The 21,694-nt window shown below is 45.1% G+C and carries 15 protein-coding genes; all 15 read left to right on the top strand.

The genetic code is table 11. From position 1 onward, the window contains the following. Window positions 1–72 precede the first annotated feature (72 nt). The 15 genes from RMY64_RS01515 (at window position 73) to RMY64_RS01445 (ending at window position 21,151) form a co-directional block, all read left to right on the top strand. On the top strand, window positions 73–2,418 hold the full coding sequence (locus tag RMY64_RS01515) for an NACHT domain-containing NTPase (protein WP_322672470.1): 2,346 nt from the start codon (window positions 73–75) through the stop codon (window positions 2,416–2,418). 434 nt (window positions 2,419–2,852) lie between these two features. After that, window positions 2,853–4,904, top strand: coding sequence for a glycosyltransferase (locus RMY64_RS01510; protein WP_322699115.1), 2,052 nt, complete (start codon window positions 2,853–2,855; stop codon window positions 4,902–4,904). Between the two features lie 24 nt (window positions 4,905–4,928). Beyond that, window positions 4,929–5,495 carry a hypothetical protein gene (locus RMY64_RS01505; protein WP_322699114.1) on the top strand — a complete coding sequence of 189 codons (567 nt, stop codon included), beginning with the start codon at window positions 4,929–4,931 and terminating at the stop codon, window positions 5,493–5,495. Between the two features lie 27 nt (window positions 5,496–5,522). Continuing rightward, the gene (locus RMY64_RS01500) at window positions 5,523–7,382 is read left to right on the top strand and encodes an ABC transporter ATP-binding protein (protein ID WP_322699113.1); all 1,860 of its coding nucleotides are present in this window, start codon (window positions 5,523–5,525) and stop codon (window positions 7,380–7,382) included. Continuing rightward, window positions 7,379–9,190 (top strand): ABC transporter ATP-binding protein, encoded by a 1,812-nt coding sequence (locus RMY64_RS01495; RefSeq protein ID WP_322686787.1) that lies wholly within the window; start codon window positions 7,379–7,381, stop codon window positions 9,188–9,190. The genes RMY64_RS01500 and RMY64_RS01495 overlap by 4 nt, the downstream gene beginning before the upstream one ends. 56 nt (window positions 9,191–9,246) lie before the next feature. Then, window positions 9,247–9,942: a carbohydrate deacetylase gene (locus tag RMY64_RS01490; protein WP_322686786.1), complete on the top strand. Its 696-nt coding sequence runs from the start codon at window positions 9,247–9,249 to the stop codon at window positions 9,940–9,942. 16 nt (window positions 9,943–9,958) lie between these two features. Further along, a complete protein-coding gene (locus RMY64_RS01485; protein WP_322686785.1) occupies window positions 9,959–11,227 on the top strand; it encodes a hypothetical protein in 1,269 nt (422 codons plus the stop codon). A gap of 5 nt (window positions 11,228–11,232) precedes the next feature. Further along, window positions 11,233–12,429, top strand: coding sequence for a hypothetical protein (locus RMY64_RS01480; protein ID WP_322699112.1), 1,197 nt, complete (start codon window positions 11,233–11,235; stop codon window positions 12,427–12,429). Between the two features lie 2 nt (window positions 12,430–12,431). After that, on the top strand, window positions 12,432–13,634 hold the full coding sequence (locus RMY64_RS01475; RefSeq protein ID WP_322699111.1) for a hypothetical protein: 1,203 nt from the start codon (window positions 12,432–12,434) through the stop codon (window positions 13,632–13,634). A 69-nt stretch (window positions 13,635–13,703) separates the two neighbouring features. Then, window positions 13,704–14,843 carry a glycosyltransferase family 1 protein gene (locus RMY64_RS01470; protein WP_322699110.1) on the top strand — a complete coding sequence of 380 codons (1,140 nt, stop codon included), beginning with the start codon at window positions 13,704–13,706 and terminating at the stop codon, window positions 14,841–14,843. Window positions 14,844–14,869: 26 nt separating this feature from the next. After that, window positions 14,870–16,042: a glycosyltransferase family 2 protein gene (locus tag RMY64_RS01465; protein WP_322672460.1), complete on the top strand. Its 1,173-nt coding sequence runs from the start codon at window positions 14,870–14,872 to the stop codon at window positions 16,040–16,042. Continuing rightward, window positions 16,039–17,169 (top strand): glycosyltransferase family 2 protein, encoded by a 1,131-nt coding sequence (locus RMY64_RS01460; RefSeq protein WP_322672459.1) that lies wholly within the window; start codon window positions 16,039–16,041, stop codon window positions 17,167–17,169. The genes RMY64_RS01465 and RMY64_RS01460 overlap by 4 nt, the downstream gene beginning before the upstream one ends. Before the next feature lie 172 nt (window positions 17,170–17,341). Next, a complete protein-coding gene (locus tag RMY64_RS01455; RefSeq protein WP_322699109.1) occupies window positions 17,342–18,553 on the top strand; it encodes a glycosyltransferase family 2 protein in 1,212 nt (403 codons plus the stop codon). Between the two features lie 75 nt (window positions 18,554–18,628). After that, window positions 18,629–19,900 (top strand): efflux RND transporter periplasmic adaptor subunit, encoded by a 1,272-nt coding sequence (locus tag RMY64_RS01450; RefSeq protein ID WP_322699108.1) that lies wholly within the window; start codon window positions 18,629–18,631, stop codon window positions 19,898–19,900. Window positions 19,901–19,972: 72 nt separating this feature from the next. Further along, window positions 19,973–21,151, top strand: a complete 1,179-nt coding sequence (locus RMY64_RS01445) for an ABC transporter permease (RefSeq protein ID WP_322699107.1) — start codon at window positions 19,973–19,975, stop codon at window positions 21,149–21,151. Window positions 21,152–21,694 lie beyond the last annotated feature (543 nt).

The raw sequence follows: 21,694 nt of genomic DNA, 5'->3' as shown, positions 1-21,694 counted from the left end.
ATAATTATGAATCAATAATTAATTAATTAAATATTTCCTTAAGTTAATAACTGGAGATTAAAAAACTGGTTTATGGCACGACGTTCGTTGAAAGCATCTATTGTAGGTATTGAGAAAGCAAAAAAGGCTTTTAAAATTAGAGAATGGACGCAAGAATATTTAGCTAGCGAGATAGGACTTGAGACTCGGCAACCAATCTGGAAATTTTTTACAGGCAAGCCGATTGAGCGTCAGAACTTTATGGAAATATGCTTTCGACTCGGTTTAGATTGGCAAGATATTGCTGAACTACCCAATCAGAAGCTACTGACAGAAAACAACCAGGAATGGGAAAGGGAAAACTGCCAAGATACCGAAAGCTTAGTGCAAATGTTGCGATCGCGTCTAAGTGATAAGATTAAATGCCAATGTGGCACTACCAGATTGTTAGATATCGATCGACCAATTCAACTAGAAGAAATTTATGTCAGCACCAATATTCTGAATAATATTACAAGTCGAAGATGGGTAGATATCCTCGACCTACAAAGCTTCATTCCCGAAGAGTTCGACTGTTTTACTTTTAATCAACTTTATCAAGAACGAGTTTCTGCAATTCAAGCAGTTATCACCTATCCCAAACTCATGGTACTAGGTAAACCAGGGTCTGGTAAAACTACGTTTTTACAGTATATTGCCATGCAATGCAATCAAGGCAAATTACTATCAGACCGGATACCAATTTTTATTCGCTTGAAAAACTTTGCCGAGGATGCTAGAGAATCCGGAAATTACAGTTTATTGAACTATATTAGTCAAGAGCTTGCCAACTGCGGTGCTTCAGACCAAGAAATTCAAACATTACTAGTTAGTGGCAAAATATTAATTCTACTGGATGGCTTAGATGAAATTCCAGAAGATGATAACGCCAAAATTATCACTAAAATTCGTAGTTTTGCTGCAACTTATTACCAAAATAAGTTGATTCTAACATGTCGTATCGGTTATCAACAGTATCAGTTTGAAGAATTTAGCGATGTTGAAATTGCTGATTTTGATTGTTCTCAAATTGAGGCCTTTGTGCAAAATTGGTTTGTCAACGTTAGCAAAAATTCCATCGAAAAAGGAAAAGCCTTAGCTTGTCAGTTCGTGCAAAAATTACAGTTATTAGAGAATCAACAAATTCGAGAACTAGCTGTCAGACCACTTTTGCTTAATTTGGCTTGTTGTGTGTTTCAAGCTGGCTCGGACTTTCCAATTAGAAGGGTCGAATTTTACAGACAAGGATTGGACATTTTGCTCAATCGCTGGGATAAAGTGAGGAACATTAAACGAGATGAAATTTATCTTCATTTGTCTTTAGCTCAGAAGATTGAACTGCTGAGTCAAATTGCTGCTAGTACGTTTAAACAAGGTCATTACTTTTTCACACAAAGTATTGTCGAGCAATACATTACGGACTACCTCTGTAACTTACCCATAGCCCAAACTGAGCCTGGTATGCTGCAACTCAACAGTGAAGCAGTGCTGAAATTGCTTGAAACACATGGATTACTAATAGAGCAGGCGCAGGGAATTTACTCGTTTTCGCATATAGCTTTTCAGGAGTATTTAACAGCTAAAAATATTGTTACTAGGGCTAACCCCCAAATATTAGAAAAAAAATTAATCGATCTGGTTAGTCATTTAACTGAACCACGTTGGCGCAAAATTTTTTTACTAACCGTTGGGATGTTGGATAATCCCACTTGTCTGTTGCAATTAATGAAGCAACATATCGATCGGCTTGTCGCCTTTGACCGGCAATTAGAAAATTTCTTCAACTGGCTTAACCATAAGTCTCTTTCAGTTCAGTCTACTCATAAAAGAGTAGCTATTCGTGCCTTTTATCTAACCCTAGAACTTCTCGACGATCTGAGCTTGACTAATGACTTGGCTTTTTCTCTTGGCATCGATCTCAGACTTACTAGCAATCTTACCCCTGATTTAGCTTTAGATATAACTCTTCAGTGTGCCCTTCACTTAAGCGTTGCCCTCTCTAACGAGCCGACTTTAGATCGAGTTTTGGCTTTAAACTTTGCTCTTTCTGATGACCGAATTCTTGTCTGTCACCCTGAGTTACAGCATTCTTTGCAAAAACTCAAAGAACAATTACCAACCCCAGTTCAAGGCAGAGAAAAGTTAAAAGAATGGTGGAATGCTAACGGTCAAACTTGGGCTAATAATTTGAGGTTGGTGATAGTTCAGTGTCGCAACATTGGTCATCAATGGCAGTTCAGCGAGGAGCACAAAGAAATACTCAAGCAGTACTACACTGCCAGTCAGTTATTGGTAGATTGCCTTAATAGTGCTTGTAAAGTAACTCCCACCGTACCAGAGAGTCTTTTAGCAACGTTATTGTTACCCACCCCTAAAATATTGATGAAATACGGCAGCTAGCAGCTTTATGAAGGATAGTAGTAACAAGTTTTAAACTACTCTTTTCCGAGTTAGTATATGTAGTATAAAATTTTTAGCAAAATTTCGTCCATTGGCTGAAATTGAAGCCTGAATCTATGTATTCAACTACACATTTTTGAACTGACTCAGCAACTAACGTTGCTAGTTTGATCGACCAACTGGATACAAAACTGGACTAAAAGTATACGTTAATTCATACATTTTCGTAAACGCGATCGCAAACGTACTTCTGGCACAGTATTAAATATTGCAATGTTGTTAATCAATAGCGATTGTGGTGGTACTAACGCAAAATATGCTGCCAATGCATTGAACTAAGTATATGTGTGTTTCTTTTTTTGAGCCAATTGACGTAGCGTTTCAGTAACAAGGAAATAAATTTGCAGGGAATTGTCGGGGGTAATTTGCGAAACTTGACTTCAACACCTTCTGGCTTCTGTGCTGAACCACTTGCACAAGGCGAGGTAGTCACAGCAAAAGGTAAGTTTTTCTTTATTAAGGATAAAAAGTTTTTTCTTAAAGGAGTTAGTTACGGCCCTTTCTCCATTGGTAGCCACGGTGAATCTTTTCCAGAAAAATCAGTTGTGGAAAAAGATTTCGCCATGATGGCAGAAATGGGGGCTAACTGTGTGCGTACCTATACTGTTCCACCTGATTGGCTGTTGGATCTAGCTGCAATCTCTGGTCTGAGGCTGTTAATTGGTATACCTTGGTCTCAGCATATTGCCTTCCTTAACTCTTCTGCTCTAAAAGCAGAAATCCGTAACTGCATTGTTCAAGGAGTTAAAGTTTGCCGGAATCATCCCGCTACCTTTGCCTATTTGGTGGGCAATGAAATTCCTCCAGATATTGTCCGATGGCATGGAGCAAAACCAGTTCGAGCTTTTATTAAAGAGTTAATGGCGGTAGCAAAAGACAGCGATCCCGAAGGTTTGGTGAGTTATGCCAATTACCCCTCTACAGAGTATTTAAATATTGACTTTACTGATTTCTCATGCTTCAACGTTTACTTGCATCGGGAAACAGATTTTCGCCGCTACCTCTCGCGACTCCATAACCTAGCCGAGGATAAACCTCTAGTGCTGAGTGAGTTTGGCGTTGACTCAATGCGTGAAGGAACCCAAGCCCAAGCCGAAATTCTCTCTCAAAAGCTGTCATCTAGTTTTGAGATGGGAGCAGCCGGGACAATAATATTTTCTTGGACGGATGAATGGTTTACCGGCGGATATGCCATACAGGACTGGGCTTTTGGTCTAGTTGACGCCGAACGGCTCAAAAAGCCTGCCTTTGAGACAGTTCAGCAGTATTACACAGCGCCTCTACCGCCAGCGCTACCTGAGTATCCTAAAGTCTCAGTGATTGTCTGCGCTTACAATGCTGAACGCACGATGGATAGTTGTCTAGCTTCTCTCAAAGAACTCAACTATCCCAACTATGAAGTCATTGTAGTTAATGATGGATCGAGCGATCGCACTTTAGAAATTACTCAGCGTTACGACTATGTACGGCTAATTAGCCAAGAAAATAAAGGACTAAGCGTCGCCCGCAACGTTGGTATGACCGCCGCAACTGGCGAGATTGTCGCCTATACCGATTCTGATTGTATGGCAGATCCAGACTGGCTCACCTATCTGGTCGCCAATCTCTCCTCTGGTGTAGCTGCCGTAGGCGGGCCCAACTTATCTCCCCCGGAAGACTCTCTTGTTCCCGCCTGCGTTGCTGTCTCACCCGGCGTACCTACCCACATACTTTTGAGTGATGAAGTAGCCGAACATATTGCTGGCTGTAACATGGCTTTTCGTCGGGAGGTTCTACAAGAAATTAACGGCTTCAACCCGATATTTCGTACTGCTGGGGATGATGTCGATATCTGCTGGCGACTGCAAGATCGAGGTTACACCATTGGTTTTAGCCCAACGGCAATCGTATGGCATTTTCGCCGAAATACAGTAGCAGCCTATCTCAAACAGCAGCAAGGTTATGGCAAGGCAGAAGCGCTCGTTTATTTTCAGCATCCCTACCGCTTTAACCTTCTGGGACAGCCTTCTTGGTTGGGGAGAATCTATGGAGATTTATCGGCATTTCTTCGTATTGGTCAACCAATTATCTACTCTGGGGTGTTTGGTCGCGGTCTGTTTCAAACCTTGTACGAGCCTTCCTCGTCTCTGATTTCTTACCTGCCACTGACACTGGAGTGGAATGTCGCAGCTTTTATCCTATTTGTCTCTGCGCTTTTATCTGGCGATCGCCCCTGGTTGGGTGCAGCAATGTTCCTCATCTCTTTTACCTGGTGTGTAGCTGGTGCTATACAAGCGCGGATTGACTCTCGTTTTCTCAAAAGAAGGGCACGGTTGCTGGTGGCGCTACTGATTTACCTGGGGCCAATTGTACGTAGTATAGAGCGCTATAAATGGCGAATCAAAGAACTTAAGAAAGCCGAGCCGATAAAGTTTGATGAACTGTAAATAAAAATAGAAGCATTAAAAAAAATGACTCAAACACTAACTCAAGCAGATTTAATTCAATTTGATTCGCCAGCGCACAAAGTAAATATTTCTTGGCGCGATCGCGCCTATGAGTTGTCCTATTGGACAGATGCAGGAATAGAGAAGGAGAATCTGCTGCAAAAAGTGATGGATTTACTCTTGCCTTGCAAGTATTTCATTGCGATGGATCGAGGCTGGAGCGACTGGGATTTAGAGATTTACCAGGGGATTTGGTCAAAAATTCAGCTGAAAGTATGTGCTGAAAATCATGGAGGTAACAAAAGAGTTTTGAGAGTGCGGTGTGCCTTGAGAATGTCACAGTTAGCCATGATGGCGATGGTTGGCTATTGTCTCTTGGCAATTGTGGCGATCGTTCTGGAAATGCCAGAAGTAGCAAAACTTACAATTGCACTAAGTATATTAAACACCATTGTCATCTTATATCAGAACTTCCAGTTGGGACGTATTCTTTACCAAGTACTGGAGATTGTTGCCAAAAGAGTTTACTTGCTGCCAATACAAACCACCAACAACCAGTCTGTCGCAGAAAGTGTAATATTACAGCCATGACAAACGTCTTGGTACTCCAGTAAGCAAATGACCAGACGAGAGGTAAATCTGCAAGTGAGGCAAGAGATCGAATTAATAATGCATCGATACGGGCAGATGCTCCGATATCCGCTGCGCCAGTGGCGTACCTTAATCGCAATCCTCGGTCTCACGGCTGGCACTTGTGCCACCGCCACACTTCAACCTTGGCCAATGAAAATCTTGGTGGATTATGCTTTCGGCCAGGCAGTCATCCCCCCGCCGGTTCGCTCATTCCTGGGGACTTTTAACTTGGCGCTCACACCAGCGTTGCTGGTTGTTGTCGCCGCTGTTTGTAGCCTTGGACTTTATGCTTTAAACGCTACCTTGGAAACTAGCCTTAGCTGGGCCTGGAGCGCTGCTGGGCAAGGTATGGTCTACGAACTTGCCCAAAGACTGTTCTATCGTTTGCAACGCCTTTCACTGCTGTTCCATAGCCAACGGACTGTGGGTGATTCCCTCAGCCGTCTAGCCGGAGATACCTATTGCGTTTATACCTTAAGCGGTGCTTTGCTGATTTCACCTGTGCAATACCTGCTGACGCTAGCAACTATTAGCCTCGTCGCCTGGAATCTAAGTCCTTTACTAACGCTGCTTTCGCTTTTCGTAGCCCCAATAATGGGCTGTTCAGCCCTTGTTTTTGGTTCCCGACTCAAGCGCCGGACAAAACTTAACCGGGAAGCCCAGTCCCGCCTCACCAGTTTTGTCCACCAAACGGTAACAGCAATCCCGATGATTCAGGCATTTGGTAGAGAGAGTTACAATACCCAGCAGTTTGAGCATTTAGCGGCAGACGCAGTTGTTCTCTCACAACGCGAAACTCTGCTCAAGAGTGTTTACGGTGTGGCCAATGGTACTGTGACAACGATTGGGACTGCGATCGTTCTGTATGTGGGCGGACAGCAGGTGTTATTGGGGGCTATGAGTATCGGTAGCTTGCTTGTCTTTTTAGCATACCTACAATCTATACAAGGAGCATTTAAGGGTCTATTTGGCATCTACGGCAGCCTGAAGTCTGTAGATGCCAATATAGATAGAGTGTTAGAGGTTTTGGATGCTGAAGATGGAGTGCAGGATGCCCCTGGTGCTAGACCATTGCCAGCTCGTCCAACAGAAGGACGCGGACACGTATGTTTAGAGAAAGTTAGCTTCGGTTACGAACCGAACTATCCCGTCCTCAAAGAAATTACCCTAGAAGCGCGATCGGGAGAAACGATCGCACTGGTAGGCGCGACAGGTGCTGGTAAGAGTACGCTGGTTTCTCTGATTCCCCGCTTTTTTGACCCCTGGCAGGGACGAGTCCTCTTTGATGGGGTGGATGTCCGAGATGTGCAACTCAAAAGCTTGCGCGAGCGAATTGCCCTGGTGCTGCAAGAGCCGTTTTTACTGCCGCTCTCGGTGGCACAGAACATTGCCTACGGATGTCCAGAAGCAAGCCTAGAGAAGATTGTCGCAGCAGCCAAAGCGGCTAAGGCAGACGACTTCATCCAACAGTTGCCCCAAGGGTATGATACCCCGATCGGTGAAAGAGGAGCGCTCCTCTCTGGGGGACAGAGACAGCGAATAGCGATCGCCCGCGCCCTGCTCAAGGATGCGCCAGTACTGATTCTCGATGAACCCACTTCTGCCCTGGATGCCCAGACTGAGAATTTACTCCTAGAAGCTTTAGATCGCCTGATCGAAGGCCGGACTACATTTATCATTGCCCATCGACTTTCCACGATTCAACGAGCAGATCGGATTGTAGTTCTGGAGCAGGGAAAGGTTGTGGAAATGGGAACGCATCAAGAGTTGCTGGCTATCGGTGGTTTCTACCAGCGTTTGCACTCCTTGCAGTTTTCCAAACCGCCGCAGGAGGCCGTTCTATGAAACTGTGGTGGCTGCGACTGGCGCGTTACGCCCTGGTTCGTTGGCGCAAACTCACCTTTGTCATGCTGCTAATGCTGATTAATGTCGGGCTAAATGTACTCAAACCCTGGCCTTTGAAGTTGATCGTTGATTGCGTCTTGAACAATCAATCGCTACCAAATAACGTTGTTTGGCTCAAAACCTTGCCTGGTAGTGAATCCGATATGCAGTTGCTCGGTTGGTTAGCAGCTGCCACAATCGTTTTATTTTTATCCAGTGAGGGAGTTCGGCTGATACAGGAATATGTTGGAGCTGGTGTTGGCAGCCAGATGGTTTATGACTTGGGAGCAGCACTATTCGATCGCTTACAGCATCTTTCTTTGAGATTCCACAACCAACAACGTGCTGGCGATCTGGTCAGGCGGGTAATGACTGACAGCATCTGTATTCAGAATCTGGCAATGGGGGTTTTTCTGCCCGTGCTTACTTCTCTGGTGAATTTGGTCGCAATGTTCGGCGTGATGTGGCAGATTAATCAACTGCTTTCACTGCTCTCGCTGACGATCGCTCCTTTAATAGTCTTACTAATTTGGGTCTTTAACCAGCCCATGACTGAACGAACCTATCAGTATCAACAGTTTGAAGGTGAGATCGTCGCACTCAGCGAGCAAACCTTGACAGCAATACCGATTATTCAAGCATTCGGACGTGAAGCATACGAAGATCAGCGCTTTCGCTACCTGTCTCAAAAAGCCCTGCAAGCTTATGTACGCTCTATCCTTGCCCAAATGCAATTCAAAGTTGGGGTGGGTGGCGTAACCGCAGTTGGAACAGCAGCAATCATGGCTTATGGTGGCTTCCAGGTTTTGGATGGATCGCTCTCAATTGGTTCTTTACTGGTCTTCCTCTCTTATCTCGCCTCCTTGTACGTGCCGATGGCAACTCTAGCTTATATGTCGTCGAGTTTTGCGGCGGCAGCTGCTAGCGCTAGGAGAGTGCTAGAGGTTTTAGATGCTCAAGATGGGGTGCAGGATGCTCCTAATGTTAGACCATTGCCAGTTCGTCCAGTCGGAGGAAGCGGACACGTATGTTTAGAGAAAGTCACCTTTGGTTACGAACCGAACTATCCCGTCCTTCAAGAAATTACCCTAGAAGCGCGACCGGGAGAAACGATCGCACTCGTAGGCGCAACGGGTGCTGGCAAAACTACCCTAGTCTCCCTGATTCTCCGGTTTTTTGATCCTTGGCAGGGACGAGTCCTCTTTGATGGGGTGGATGTCCAAAGCGTGCCAGTCAAAAACTTGCGCGAGCAGATTGCCCTGGTACTGCAAGAGCCGTTTTTACTGCCGATAACTATTGCTGAGAACATTGCCTATGGCTGCTTTAATGCTAGCCGGGAAGCGATCGTCAAAGCCGCTCAAGTTGCCAATGCTGACAGCTTTATTCAACGATTACCTCAAGGTTATGACACGGTAATTGGTGAACGCGGAGCGACACTTTCAGGAGGCGAGAAACAACGGTTAGCGATCGCCCGCGCCCTGCTCAAGGATGCTCCAGTGCTAATTCTGGATGAACCCACCTCTGCCCTAGATGCTCAAACGGAGTTTCTGCTGCTGGAGGCATTAGAGCGACTGATGGCAGGACGGACTACGTTTATCATTGCCCATCGCCTCTCAACAATTCAACGAGCTGACCGAATCGTAGTTTTGGAGCGGGGGAAAGTAGTAGAGATGGGAACTCACGAGGAGTTGCTAGCGGTAAATGGTTATTACAAGAAGCTGTATAAATTACACTTCGGCTCAACTCAACCATGCGATCTGCGATCGTGAATTCGCAAACAGGTGGTTAGAAAACTAGCAAGATTTCTGTTTAAAGAGTTTGATCCATGAAGTATTGCATTGTTAATGGAGATGATTTTGGTGCTAGTCAAGGAATTAACAGTGGCATTGTTGAAGCCCACTGTAAGGGAGTCCTAACTAGCACGAGCTTAATGGTGAATATGCCAGCGAGTGAGGAAGCAGCTATCTTAAGCCGTAAACTACCCGAACTGAGCGTTGGTTTGCATATAAATATCACAACCGAGGATGGAGAATTAGCACTCGATCTCACGACTTTGGATCGATGCCGTGCCGAACTAAATCGCCAATTGGAACGCTTTCAAGAGCTAACAGGGCGTCTACCGACTCATCTTGACTCGCATCATAACATCCATCGCTCTCCTCAATTACTGCCCCACTTCCTTAATTTGGCGCAGCAATATCGATTGCCACTAAGAGAACACTCTCCGGTTCGTTATTTCCCCAGCTTTTATGGGCAATGGGATGGAGAGACGCACCTGGAGCAGATTAGTGTGGAAAATTTAGTCCAAATGCTAGAAACCGAAGTTCAGGAAGGGTTTACTGAATTGAGCTGCCATCCAGGTTACGTCGATCCAGAGTTTTCATCAACCTATGCGATCGAGCGAGAAACGGAATTACAAACGCTTTGCAGCCCAATCATCAGAAGCAAGCTCACAGAACTCCAGATCCAACTTATAGGCTTTCGAGAACTCGCCAATTTTCTAGCAAACCTATCAGCTTAGTTGGGAGGGAAGTATTATGTCTGTCGTTGTCATCTCCCCATCAAACGTCGTGACCTTTCCAGAAGGAGGGGGTCATTTCTGGGTTTATATGCAATATGTGCAGGGGCTGCGCCAGTTGGGATGTGAGGTGTATTGGCTAGAGCGCTTCCACAGCAGCGGCGATCGAGAGCAGGATAAACTTATGCTTTCTACGTTTTATCAACGTATGGAACGCTATGGACTGAGTGGAAAGGTCATCCTTTATTCAGACCAGAAGGCGATATCGGATCGTGGCAGCGAGTATGAATACGTCGGAGTTTGGTCATCAAAGGCACAGGCAATCTTTCGGCAAGCAGACCTTTTACTAAATTTTTACTATGGTATTCATCCAGCTTTGCTTTCATGTTTTCGACGGACTGCTTTAATAGATATCGATCCAGGTTTATTACAATTTTGGATAACAGTTGGACAGCTCGTCGTACCCCCACACGATTATTACTTTAGTACTGGTGAAACTGTCGGCACACCTAGCGCTAAGTTTTCGGATTGTGGTTTGACTTGGATGCGAATTCGACCACCAGTATGTCTTGAATTGTGGCCATACGTTTACAATCCCAACAGCGAAGCATTTACGACTGTCTCCGGTTGGTGGGGCAATGGTGGCAAAGGGGAATGGATTACGGACGGGCAGGATATCTGCTACGAGAACAACAAGCGAGTTTCCTTCATGCAATTTGTGGAACTACCGCGCTTAACCGACCAAGTGCTTGAGCTGGCGCTGTGCCTGGGTGAGGGAGACGTGGAAGATGACCAAAGCAGAAAAGAGCAAAGCTGGCAAGCTAACAATACCGTACCGTCTGATGTTACTGATTATAAAGGAGACGCAGAGGATCGAGAAGTGCTGGAGAGCTATGGTTGGCGGGTGGGTCATGCCTACAAAATGGCTAGCAGTCCAGATAGGTATCAATCTTACATCCAAATGTCGCGAGGAGAGTTTAGTTGCGCTAAACCTTCATGCATGAAGTTTCAAAATGCCTGGATTAGCGATCGCACCCTCTGCTATTTAGCAAGCGGGAAACCTGTTGTTGTTCAACATACTGGATCGAGTTCCTTTCTACCCGATGGCGAGGGGATGTTCCGGTTCTCGACGCTTAGTGAAGCAGCTGATGCTTTAGCAACAATAAATACCAATTATGAAAAGCACTGTCGAGCAGCAAGGGAAATTGCTGAAACATATTTTGAAGCTAAACAAACTTTGAATGGCATCCTTAACTATGCTCTTAAATTTCAACGATCGATGGAGTGAACCCAATGATCCTTTCTTTTGACTATCCGCCTGCTAATCGGGGAATAGTCGTCGTCTGGGGAATGCTAGCATCCTTCCCATTTGGAGGCATGACTTGGCAAGTGCTCCACTATCTAGCAGGCTTGCGGCGATTAGGTTTCGATGTCTGGTACGTCGAGGATACTGATAGCGAACTATTAGATCCCATTACCTTCTGCTGGCATACATCAGAATATTCAGCAAATGTGCGCTATCTTGCCCAATACATGGATAGTATCGGTTTGGGCGATCGTTGGATTTTCCGTCCTCCAGGAGTGCGAGATGCAACCCTGGGAGCACGTGACTTAATGGGATTGGCAAAATTATACAAGGAAGCGGATGCAGTCATCAATCTATGTGGATACCATCCCCTACGTAGTGAGCACGACGATATAGCCTGTCTTATATATTTACAAACCGATCCGATGGTCGATCAGATTAAAGTAGCTGAGAATGACGCTCAAAAGATTGAGCAACTTGATGCTTACAATTACTTATTCACCTATGGCGAGAATCTTGAAGCGCCCGACTGTCTTGTACCCGTCGATCGATACCAGTGGCATCCTACGCGACCGCCAGTTTGCCTCGATTGGTGGTTTACCGATAGTCCACCAATTTTGGACTCAGCTCTGACAACTATCTCAAACTGGGAGCATTGGGACAATGATATCCTTTGGCAGGGAGAGAAGTATTACTGGCGCAAAGACCGAGAATTCCGGCGTTTCATAGACCTTCCAACAAAATCTTTGCTACCGCTTGAGCTTGCTCTTGAAGGTATTAATGTTCAAGAGCAAGCTGAAATGATTAATCACGGTTGGCGGATTGTTTGTGCTAGGGCATTATCCGATCCGATCGCCTATCGTAACTATATTTGTGCCTCTCTAGGCGAGTTCACTGTGACAAAGGATCAGTATGTTCGTCCTCGCACTGGCTGGTTCAGCGATCGCTCTGTCTGCTATTTAGCGGCAGGTCGTCCTGTAATAACACAAGAAACAGGATTTAGCAAGTTCTTGCCTACAGGGAAGGGATTATTTGCATTCAACACTATGGAAGATATTCTCGCGGCAGTAGACGCGATCGAAAGCGACTACGAAGGCAATTGTCGGGCAGCCCGCGAAATTGCCTCAGAGTACTTTGCCGCAGAGAAAGTGATTGGCAGTCTCATGGAACGAGCGGGGTTCTAAGCATGGCACGCATTGTTGTTTGCGGATATATGATTCGACATCCAGTAGCTGGCAATCTCTTAGCCTACTTTCACTATGTTTTAGGGCTACATCATTTGGGACATGAAGTCTTATACCTGGAGGAAAGCGGCTGGGCTGGGTCTTGCTATAATCCCATCGCCCACAATTACACTGATGATCCAGGCTTTGGACTTCACGCAGTCCAAACGCTAATACACAGTTATGGCGTGAATGCCACAGTCTGTTATGTAAATCGGGATACAGGAGATGTCTACGGTGCAGATTGGCAAGAAATAAAGCAGATGCTCAAGACGGCGGATCTGTTATTAAATATCGGTGGAGTTTGCTGGTTATCTGAATTTCTTTTATGCAAACATCGAGTATTAATCGATATGGACCCATTCTTTACCCAGATTGGGACGTTCGCTGCCGAGGGTCGTAACGATTATCACGCCTACTTTAGTTATGGCGTTAATATTGGACAACCCGATTGCGGCATACCGAGTGATGGAATTGAATGGCTCCCTACCGTACCGCCTGTTGTGCCAGAGATATGGAAAAGCCCAATACTTATTCCCGAAGATAGTGGCGAAGAACGCGCAGATTTACCATTCACGACAATTGCCAATTGGAATGCCTATGGAGGTGTGACTTACAAAGGTGAGGATTATGGGCAGAAAGATCGAGAATTCATGCGTTTGCTGGAACTCCCTAGCCACTGTTCGCAGAAACTCGAACTCGCTCTTGCTGGCAAGGATGCAGAAATAGCAGAGGTTACGAAATCTTTAAAGGCGGCAGGTTGGTTAGTTCGAGATGGCAAAAAAATTAGCGCTAGTCTGTCAATCTACATAACTTATCTGACTGGCTCCCGTGGAGAATTTAGCGTTGCCAAACAAGCTTATGTCAAAACCCGTAGCGGTTGGTTTAGCGATCGCAGTGTTTGTTATCTCGCTGCTGGTCGTCCCGCCATCTTACAAGATACCGGATTTAGCGATTGGCTGCCGACGGGGCAAGGTGTGTTGGCGTTTTCATCTTTGGAGGAAGCGGTAGATTGCATCGAGCGCGTCAATACAAATTATCTAGCTCACTGTCAGGCAGCAAGGGAATTAGCCGAACAATTCTTTAGTTACAAAGTGGTGCTACCTCGACTACTGGAAACAGTTTTAAGCAAGAACACAGCCCATCTATCTCAATTTCGAGTCTGACTGGCTATGGAGAAGGAAAAATCATCAGCTAATAAATCTAATGAAAACATATAACAAATTTAAAATAGGATGATTATTATTTTTGCTAGTGCTATTGGTCGGTTTCCCATAGGAGGCAACGCCTGGTCTGACCTGCAATACCTCCTGGGTCTGCGTGCGCTTGGGCATGATATCTTCTACTTAGAAGAATGCGGGTTAGAGTCGTGGGTTTATAACTGGCAGACTGAAGAATTCACAACCGAGTTAGACTATCCCAGCAATTATGTGACAAACTGCCTGGAACCGCTTGGCTTTGCAAACCAATGGATTTACCGCGCTGGCTCTCGCTCAATAGGGATGGCAGTTGACGAGTTTAACGATGTTTGTTCCCAAGCTGATTTAATGATTGTTCGTGGCTCTCCACTTTCTGTTTGGAGAGATGAGTATGGATGGCCGCAGCGCCGCATCTACATTGACGCCGATCCAGGTTTTACGCAGATTAAGATTGCTAGCGGTAATTCGGAATTAGTAGAGACAATTGAACGTTGCGATCGCCTCTTCACGATTGGGCAACGCATTGGTGCTGAGGACTGTCTTATTCCCACAAACGGTAGGCATTGGCAAAAGACATTACCTCCAGTAGCACTGCCTTACTGGCCAGTAACTGAAGACAATCACACCACCCACTTCAGTTCGATTATGCAGTGGCACAGTTATCGAGAGGTGGTCTACGAAGGAGTCACCTACGGCAATAAGGATAAAGAGTTTTTAAAGTTTATAGATATACCGCAACTCACCAAACAGCAATTTCGGATTGCTTTAAGCGGTGGCTTTCCCGATCAACTATCACAGTATGGCTGGGAAGTGATTCCCGGATGGATTGCCTCCTTTACACCAGAATCTTACCAGAAATTTGTCCAAGCATCCCGCGCTGAGTTTGGAGTCGCAAAACAGGGTTATGTTGCTACCAAAGGTGGCTGGTTTAGCGATCGCAGCGTTTGTTATCTCGCTTCCGGTAAGCCAATTCTAGTTCAAGACACAGGTTTAAGCGATTGGTTGCCGATCGAAGAAGGGATTTTAACTTTTTGCGACCAACAGGAGGCAGTCAAAGGTGTAGAAGCCATCAACGCTGACTATGAGCGACACAAGTATGCAGCACGCAGGTTAGCAGAGGAATATTTTGACTCAGATAAAGTTCTTTCGTCTCTGCTAGAGGCGGCAATGAATTAACTGTCATTGAGTATAGGAGATATATTATGTCAACAGTAACTATCGGATTCTTTCCTCGCGAACAATTTACCTTAGCAGCTGAATCTTTACAGCGAATTTTCAACTACACCCACATCCCGTTTAACCTGATTGTAGTAAACTGCAATACTCCAAAAGTGTATTGGCAGCAGATGGAACAGGTATTAGAAGGTCGCAGTAATGTCAAAGTCATTTACAAAGATTGTTATTTGCAGCCCAACCAATTAAGAAACTTGGTAATTCAGGAAGCTAACGATGATTTTTTGTGCTTCGTTGAGAATGATGTTCTTGTTGAGGAAGGTTGGTTATCCCATCTGATCGCCGCTTGCGAAGAACAACCAGCTGATGTAGCTGTGCCCCGGATTATTGAGGGGCCTTTAGGAGCAACAAACGTTCATTGGGACCCAAACCAGGGTCAGGTTCGGTCAGTACAAACAGCCGACGGCGTTAAATGGGAAGTCCTTCCAGCCACGAGCGAGCAGCAACTCGATCGCGGAACTCATCGCCGGACAATACAGTTAGCTGGAGAGGCTCACTGTCGGCTCTACCGTCGAAGTGTTTTTGATCGAGTCTCTCCTTTCGATGAAGATGTTATTTTTCTAGATCATTTCGATTCTAGTTTGGCTTTATATAATGCCAAAATTCCAGTTGTCTTTGAGCCGAAATCTGTTGTTCATTTCTGGCACCCTTATCCTCCTCATCCAGAAGACCTCGATTATTTTTTCATGAGATGGGATCTTGAACAATCCGCCAAGAGCCTCGAGCGTATTCAAAAAAAATGGAACTTGGTTTCACTGTACGGAGACTTAAGTTTTGCCATAGAGCGGAATCACATTGGTCATCTGTACGAGGTAAGAGAAAAACTCAAAACTCTGATATCGCCACAGGAATCTTTTATCTTGGTCGATGAAGACCGCCTGAACGGTAACGAAATCATCAAAGGTTTTCAAACAATCCCCTTTACTGAACGCGATGGTTGGTATTGGGGACGTCCAGTAGATGACGACACAGCTATTCGAGAATTCGATCGCCTATACCAAACTGGTGCTAGTGCGATCGTTTTCTTGTGGCACACCTTTTGGTGGCTGGAATACTACACCGGATTTGATGAATATTTACGGCAAAAGTTTCCCTGTGTATTACAAAATGACCATCTGATTGTATTTGACCTACGCTCATGAACAAGCCTCTAGCCAGTATTATCATCACCAACTACAACTATGAACGTTTTCTGAAGGAGGCAATTGATAGCGCTCTCAATCAAAACTATCAGCCTTTAGAAGTGATTGTGGTTGATGATGGTTCAACAGACGACTCACAGCAAATCATTACCAATTATGGGGAAGAGATTATCCCTCTGCTAAAAGAAAATGGCGGACAGGGTTCTGCATTCAACGTCGGTTTTGCCGCAAGCCGTGGTGAGGTTGTCTGTTTTTTAGATGCAGATGATGTTTTGCTGCCTGATGCGATCGCCAGAGCCGTTGAACTGCTGGGCGATCCGAATATAGTACAGGTACACTGGCCTTTATCCGCAATAGATGCTGATGGTAAGCCATTAGGAAAATTGATTCCCGATCGACCTCTGCCAGAAGGAGATTTACGCGAGGCGCATCTCCAAGGTAGCATTGAAAGCTATGTCTTCTCACCCACGAGCGGCAATGCCTGGTCGCGTAGCTATTTAGAGAAAATTTTTCCCCTGCACGATATTTACTACTCTCTTAACGCTGATGCGTACTTAACTTTTTTGTCTCCTTTTTTCGGTAGCATCAAGCGCATTGCTGAGTACCAAGCCCTATATCGGATTCATGGTGATAATGGCACTAGCAAGCTTACTTATAGTTGGCAACTTAGCCAATATCACAATCATATAAAAGCTTTGTGCGAGTCTTTACACAAGCACGACATTCAAATCGAAGATGCTTTTGAGCGTTGGAAGGGTTCTGAGTATGAGTTTATCCAACGTCTGGGCGCGTTGGAGCCGGAACTAACTCCCTTAATTCCAATCGGGCAAGGGTACATTTTAGTTGACATGAACGAATGGGGATCTGGTCAGCTTTTGGACAAATGCCAATCAATTCCCTTTCTAGAAAAAGATGGGATGTATTGGGGAGCACCAAAAGATGATGCCATTGCCATTAAGGAGTTTGAACGACTGTACCGGAAAGGAGCAAGTTTCATCGTGTTTGGATGGCCAGCTTTCTGGTGGTTTGATTATTATGCTGAGTTCGCTTGCTATTTACGTACTAAGTTTCGCTGTGTTTTAGATAATGAGCGCTTGGTTGTCTTTGATTTACGTATGTCTGTTTAATTTTATAGCACAAGCCTTCGTGGTTAGGAGATTAACAGATGATAAAACTTAGACAAAACAAGACTTTTCACCCAATCCCCAGCGATGCACTGAGCTTGTCGAAGTGTCACCAGTCCCCAGTCCCTTGCTATATTTAAAAATTTTTAGTTAAAAAGGCGGTAATTATAAAAACATGGCACTTCAAACCAAAGTTAGCATTGTAATTCCAACTTACAATCGCTCGGAGTTATTAAAAACTAGCTTGCAGAGCGCATTGGCACAAGACTATCCAGATTTTCAAGTTCTTGTCTTAGATAATGCTTCTAGCGATGATACAGAGGCAGTTGTATGTTCATTTGCGGATTCGCGCATCACTTATATACGCAACGAAACGAATATTGGAATGTTTCGCAATTGGCAGCGAGCTATTGAGGTAAATTCTAGTCCCTATCTAGCTCTCTTGTCGGACGATGACATTCTGCTGCCCAACTTCATCCATGAATCTGTCTTAGCATTAGACAACCATCCAGATGCTGGTTTTTCAGTTGCGCAAGCTGAAATTATCGACACTAATGGTGTTCCAGTGCATGTGACAGGCAGAGAGCTTTCAGATAACTTTCCAGAAGGGTCAATTGATGGTCTAGAGTTCATCCACCAAATTGCTGATGGGCGGAAATGGATTTTGCTATGTTCAGCGATCGTGTTTCGCGCTAATGCCCTGGCAATGGTTGGGGGAATCGACGCACCGCACTCGAAGTATATGCTTGATTTGAACTTATACTTACGTATGGCGGCGCAATTCGATCTCTTCTTTATTGCTAAACAACTAGCCCAAGTCCGATATCACGTTGAACAAGATTCCCAAATTAATTTTAGTTTTGGAGGAACAGGCCCACTTGGTGTGATCGCAGAACGTACTGATGCGATCGCTTATTTGTTAAAGTCGCCGCGTGCAGAGGATGCATCTTATCGTCAGTGGCTAGCAGAGCGCCTGTTGCATATAAGTATGCGCCGCAGTCAGTTTACGTCTGAATTGATACCTGAACTTAATTTGAGCTGGTCAGAACGCCTGCGAATTGCGATGCAGGAAATTACATCTGTGATTCCCGCCGGGAAGCGTTTGATTTTGGTCGATGAAAATCAATTGGGCTGCGAGATTCTGCCGCAATTCGATGCCCTGCCCTTTTTAGAACAAGAGGGTCAATACTGGGGAGCGCCACTGAATGACGAGATCGCCATCCGCGAACTGGAACGAATGCGTCAAGCGGGAGCAAGTTTCATGGTCATCGCCTGGCCCGCTTTCTGGTGGCTTGATTATTACTCTGGTCTACGAAATTATCTCAGTTCAAATTTTTGCCGCGTTTTGGACAACAGTCGCCTTATCGTGTTCGATCTCTCGCTATGAGATTCTTCAACCAACATTAATCTGCGGTGAAAGCCTCACTTGCAATCAACTGCAAACTCACTGGATCGAGTTGTCATGAACTGGAAATATGAAAAAGATAAATTTAATATCCCAAGTCGATGGCTAGCCTGGTCAGGAGTTTTGGCTTTAGCTGGTGCTGGCGGTTGGCTAACCTACTTTTTAGCTCTAAATCAACCTCCCGAACCATTAGCAGTACGCTTGTTAACCGTGGAGCGAGGTAATGTTGAAACCACAATCAATGAGAGCGGTACTGTTGAGTTACGGGAACAGCGAATCTTGAAGTCCCCAAAAGAGGGTGCGGTAGAACAAGTCATGGTAAAACCTGGTGAGAGGGTAAAACTTGGTCAAGTGCTGCTGACCCTGCGCTACCCCGAACGAAAAGTTGCTCTTACCAATCAGCAATTACAAATTCAACAAGAGCAACTCAACCTAGCACGTAGTCGCGAGAAAATTATTGAAGCCCAAGAACGACTAACAGCCGAAGAAAAACAACTCCAGAGGCTTGCTCCCTTGGTGCGAGAGGGAGCTATTGCCCAAGAACAAGCCAAAACGCAGGAAGATACTGTACGCGTTGCTCGCGCTAGCCTGCGAGATAGTCAAGCAGAGGCACGTACAACCACCCTGAAAATTCAGACTTTGCAATTGGAGCGCCAACTTATTCAGCAGCAACTCCAAGATAATATTGTCACTGCACCATTGAATGGCGTAGTCTTGGGTGTGAATGTAGAAAATGGTGATGGGGTCGAGTTGCGTACCAATCTGCTCACTTTGGGCGATCCCAGAAAAGTTTTAGTGAAACTCCAGCTTTCTACCCTCAATGCTGCTCAAGTTCGCGTCAACCAACTTGCCCGCATTAATGCGATCGGGCCGAATGCAAGGAGATTCTCTGGACGCGTAAAAAGCTTGTATCCTCAAGCACTCAGCCCTGAAGCCCAAAAACAAGATGGTAGTAGTTCAAAACAATCAGAGCAACCAACAGTACCCGCAACAGTTGAGCTTGATAGCCCGACTCGTACACTACTCCCTGGTAGCAGGGTAAATGTCGAGGTTGTGTTGCAGCAACGCCAGAACGTAGTAGTTTTGAAGACAGAGGCAATTGTGCGATCGCAGCCACGCCCCTTTGTATGGGTTCTGGATAGCCAAAATCAAGCCCAAAAACGCACCATTAATCTGGGATTGGAAGGGTTAATGAATGTAGAAGTAACCTCTGGTTTGCATCCCGGCGAACAAGTTATACTGCCCCCCGTTGAGTCGGAACTCAAGCCAGGGCTGCCAGTTAAGGCAGGGGAGCAGGGGAGCAGGGGAGCAGGGGAGAAGTTGCAGTAAGTTTTTCCCCTCTGCCTCTCTGCCCCTGTGCCCCTCTGCCCCTTGTCCCCAAGCTAGAGCAAAGCAACTATTATGGCTCTTTCAGGTTTTGACTTATTAAATATTACCTTTCACTCTTTAGGTAGAAACCCCTTGCGTTCTGCTCTGACTACTCTGGGGGTATTTATGGGTGTGGCTGCTGTCAGCGCTACACTTCAGGTTGGTAATATTAGCCGAGATGCGATCGCTCAACAATTAAAAAAACGAGGCGCGCCTCAAGTTTCAGTTTATCCAAATTGGGATTCTGGTGGTGAAGCTACCCAACTCAAGTTGGAAGATATGGAATTCTTGCGACAGCGAATGGTGGGCTTGCAAGCGATCAGTTCTTTTAATTGGGCTGGTTCTACACCAACTATATTTCGGGACAAGGAATTTACTCCAACTTTGTCACCTGTTTCCCAAGATTTTTTGTTGACTTCAGGGATATCTTTAGTATCAGGACGGTTTTTCACGTCTGAAGATTTTGCCAACTACCGCCCGGTAATCGTAATCGATCGATTGCTGGCAGAACAACTTTTTCAAAAGCAAGAACCTGTAGGGCAGCTGATTTATGCTGGGGACAGACCCTATATCGTGATCGGGGTGGTAGCAACTATTTTAAGTGAAAATGCACCTCCGGCGGGTCAACTGTATGTGCCGATGTCTATCTACAACGCTTCGACTGGTAGCCGCGACATTGGGAGCATCCAAATGCGCCCTTATGCACTTGCAGATATCGAAGACTTAAGTCACCAGGCAGAGGAGTTACTGTTACAAAGATTTCCAGGTTACAAATTTAAATTTTGGAATAATGTATCAGATATTATACAGCAGCAGAAAACTCTAGAGATGGCTTCTCAAGGTCTAACAGCAGTAGGAGCGATCGCGCTCTTGGTTGGCGGTGTTGGAATTGCGAATATTATGATTGCCTCTGTAAATGAACGAACTGCTGAAATAGGTTTGAGACGGGCTATAGGTGCAACCCAACGCGAAATCATGCTGCAATTTATTTTAGAGGCGATGCTTTTAAGTCTAATAGGAGGAACAGCGGCTCTAGGAGTAGTACATGGATTGACTGTTGTAATTACTGATACCTTTAGCTTGCCCTATAAGTTTGATAGCAGAATTGCAGTCCTAGCAGTGGGTTCAGCCCTACTGGTGGGGGTGGGAGCTAGTTTGCTTCCCGCCGTGCGTGCTAGCCAGATCGATCCAGTAAAAGCCTTGCGCTCATAAGTTTTTTTCTACATTTTGAGGCAGGAAGTATATTGAGTAGAGTGTAGCCAGATACAATTCTTCTTAGGGACTTCCAAAAAATAAAACATTCCATTTAAAATAATGATAATCATTATTATAGGGGAGAAAGTGGCAGCCGATGGCTGCCGCTTTCTCCCCTCCTTTTTGTAGTAAATTCAGTAATAATGATTGAATTTTCTGCCAAAAGATTAGTTTTCTGGAACAATTTATTCTTTGGAAGTCCCTTATTCATCAACTCGCGTAGACGGCGAATATTATCCGCTTTTACAGTTAGTAGAGTCGGGTTTAAGTAAGTCAGCGTAAATAAATATTGTTGGCATAAGACAAAAGCAGAGAGCTTTTAGCAGGGGGAGAAAGAGTTTGAGCGTTATTTACTTTTATTTACACAGTTTGGTTTTATTGTACCGACTTGCTTATTTGCACTGTTTTCTAATAGTTATTTCAAATAATCCTCGGCCTTCTTTTTAGCGATAATCACTGTTTTAAATACGTTTTTTTCAACACTAAAAACAAAACCTGGTG

The sequence above is a fragment of the Nostoc sp. DedQUE08 genome (assembly GCF_034530895.1).
Taxonomy (GTDB): Bacteria; Cyanobacteriota; Cyanobacteriia; order Cyanobacteriales; family Nostocaceae; genus Nostoc.
The sequence above is the reverse complement of the archived record's forward strand: the minus strand, read 5'-3'. Positions and strand labels throughout refer to the sequence as shown.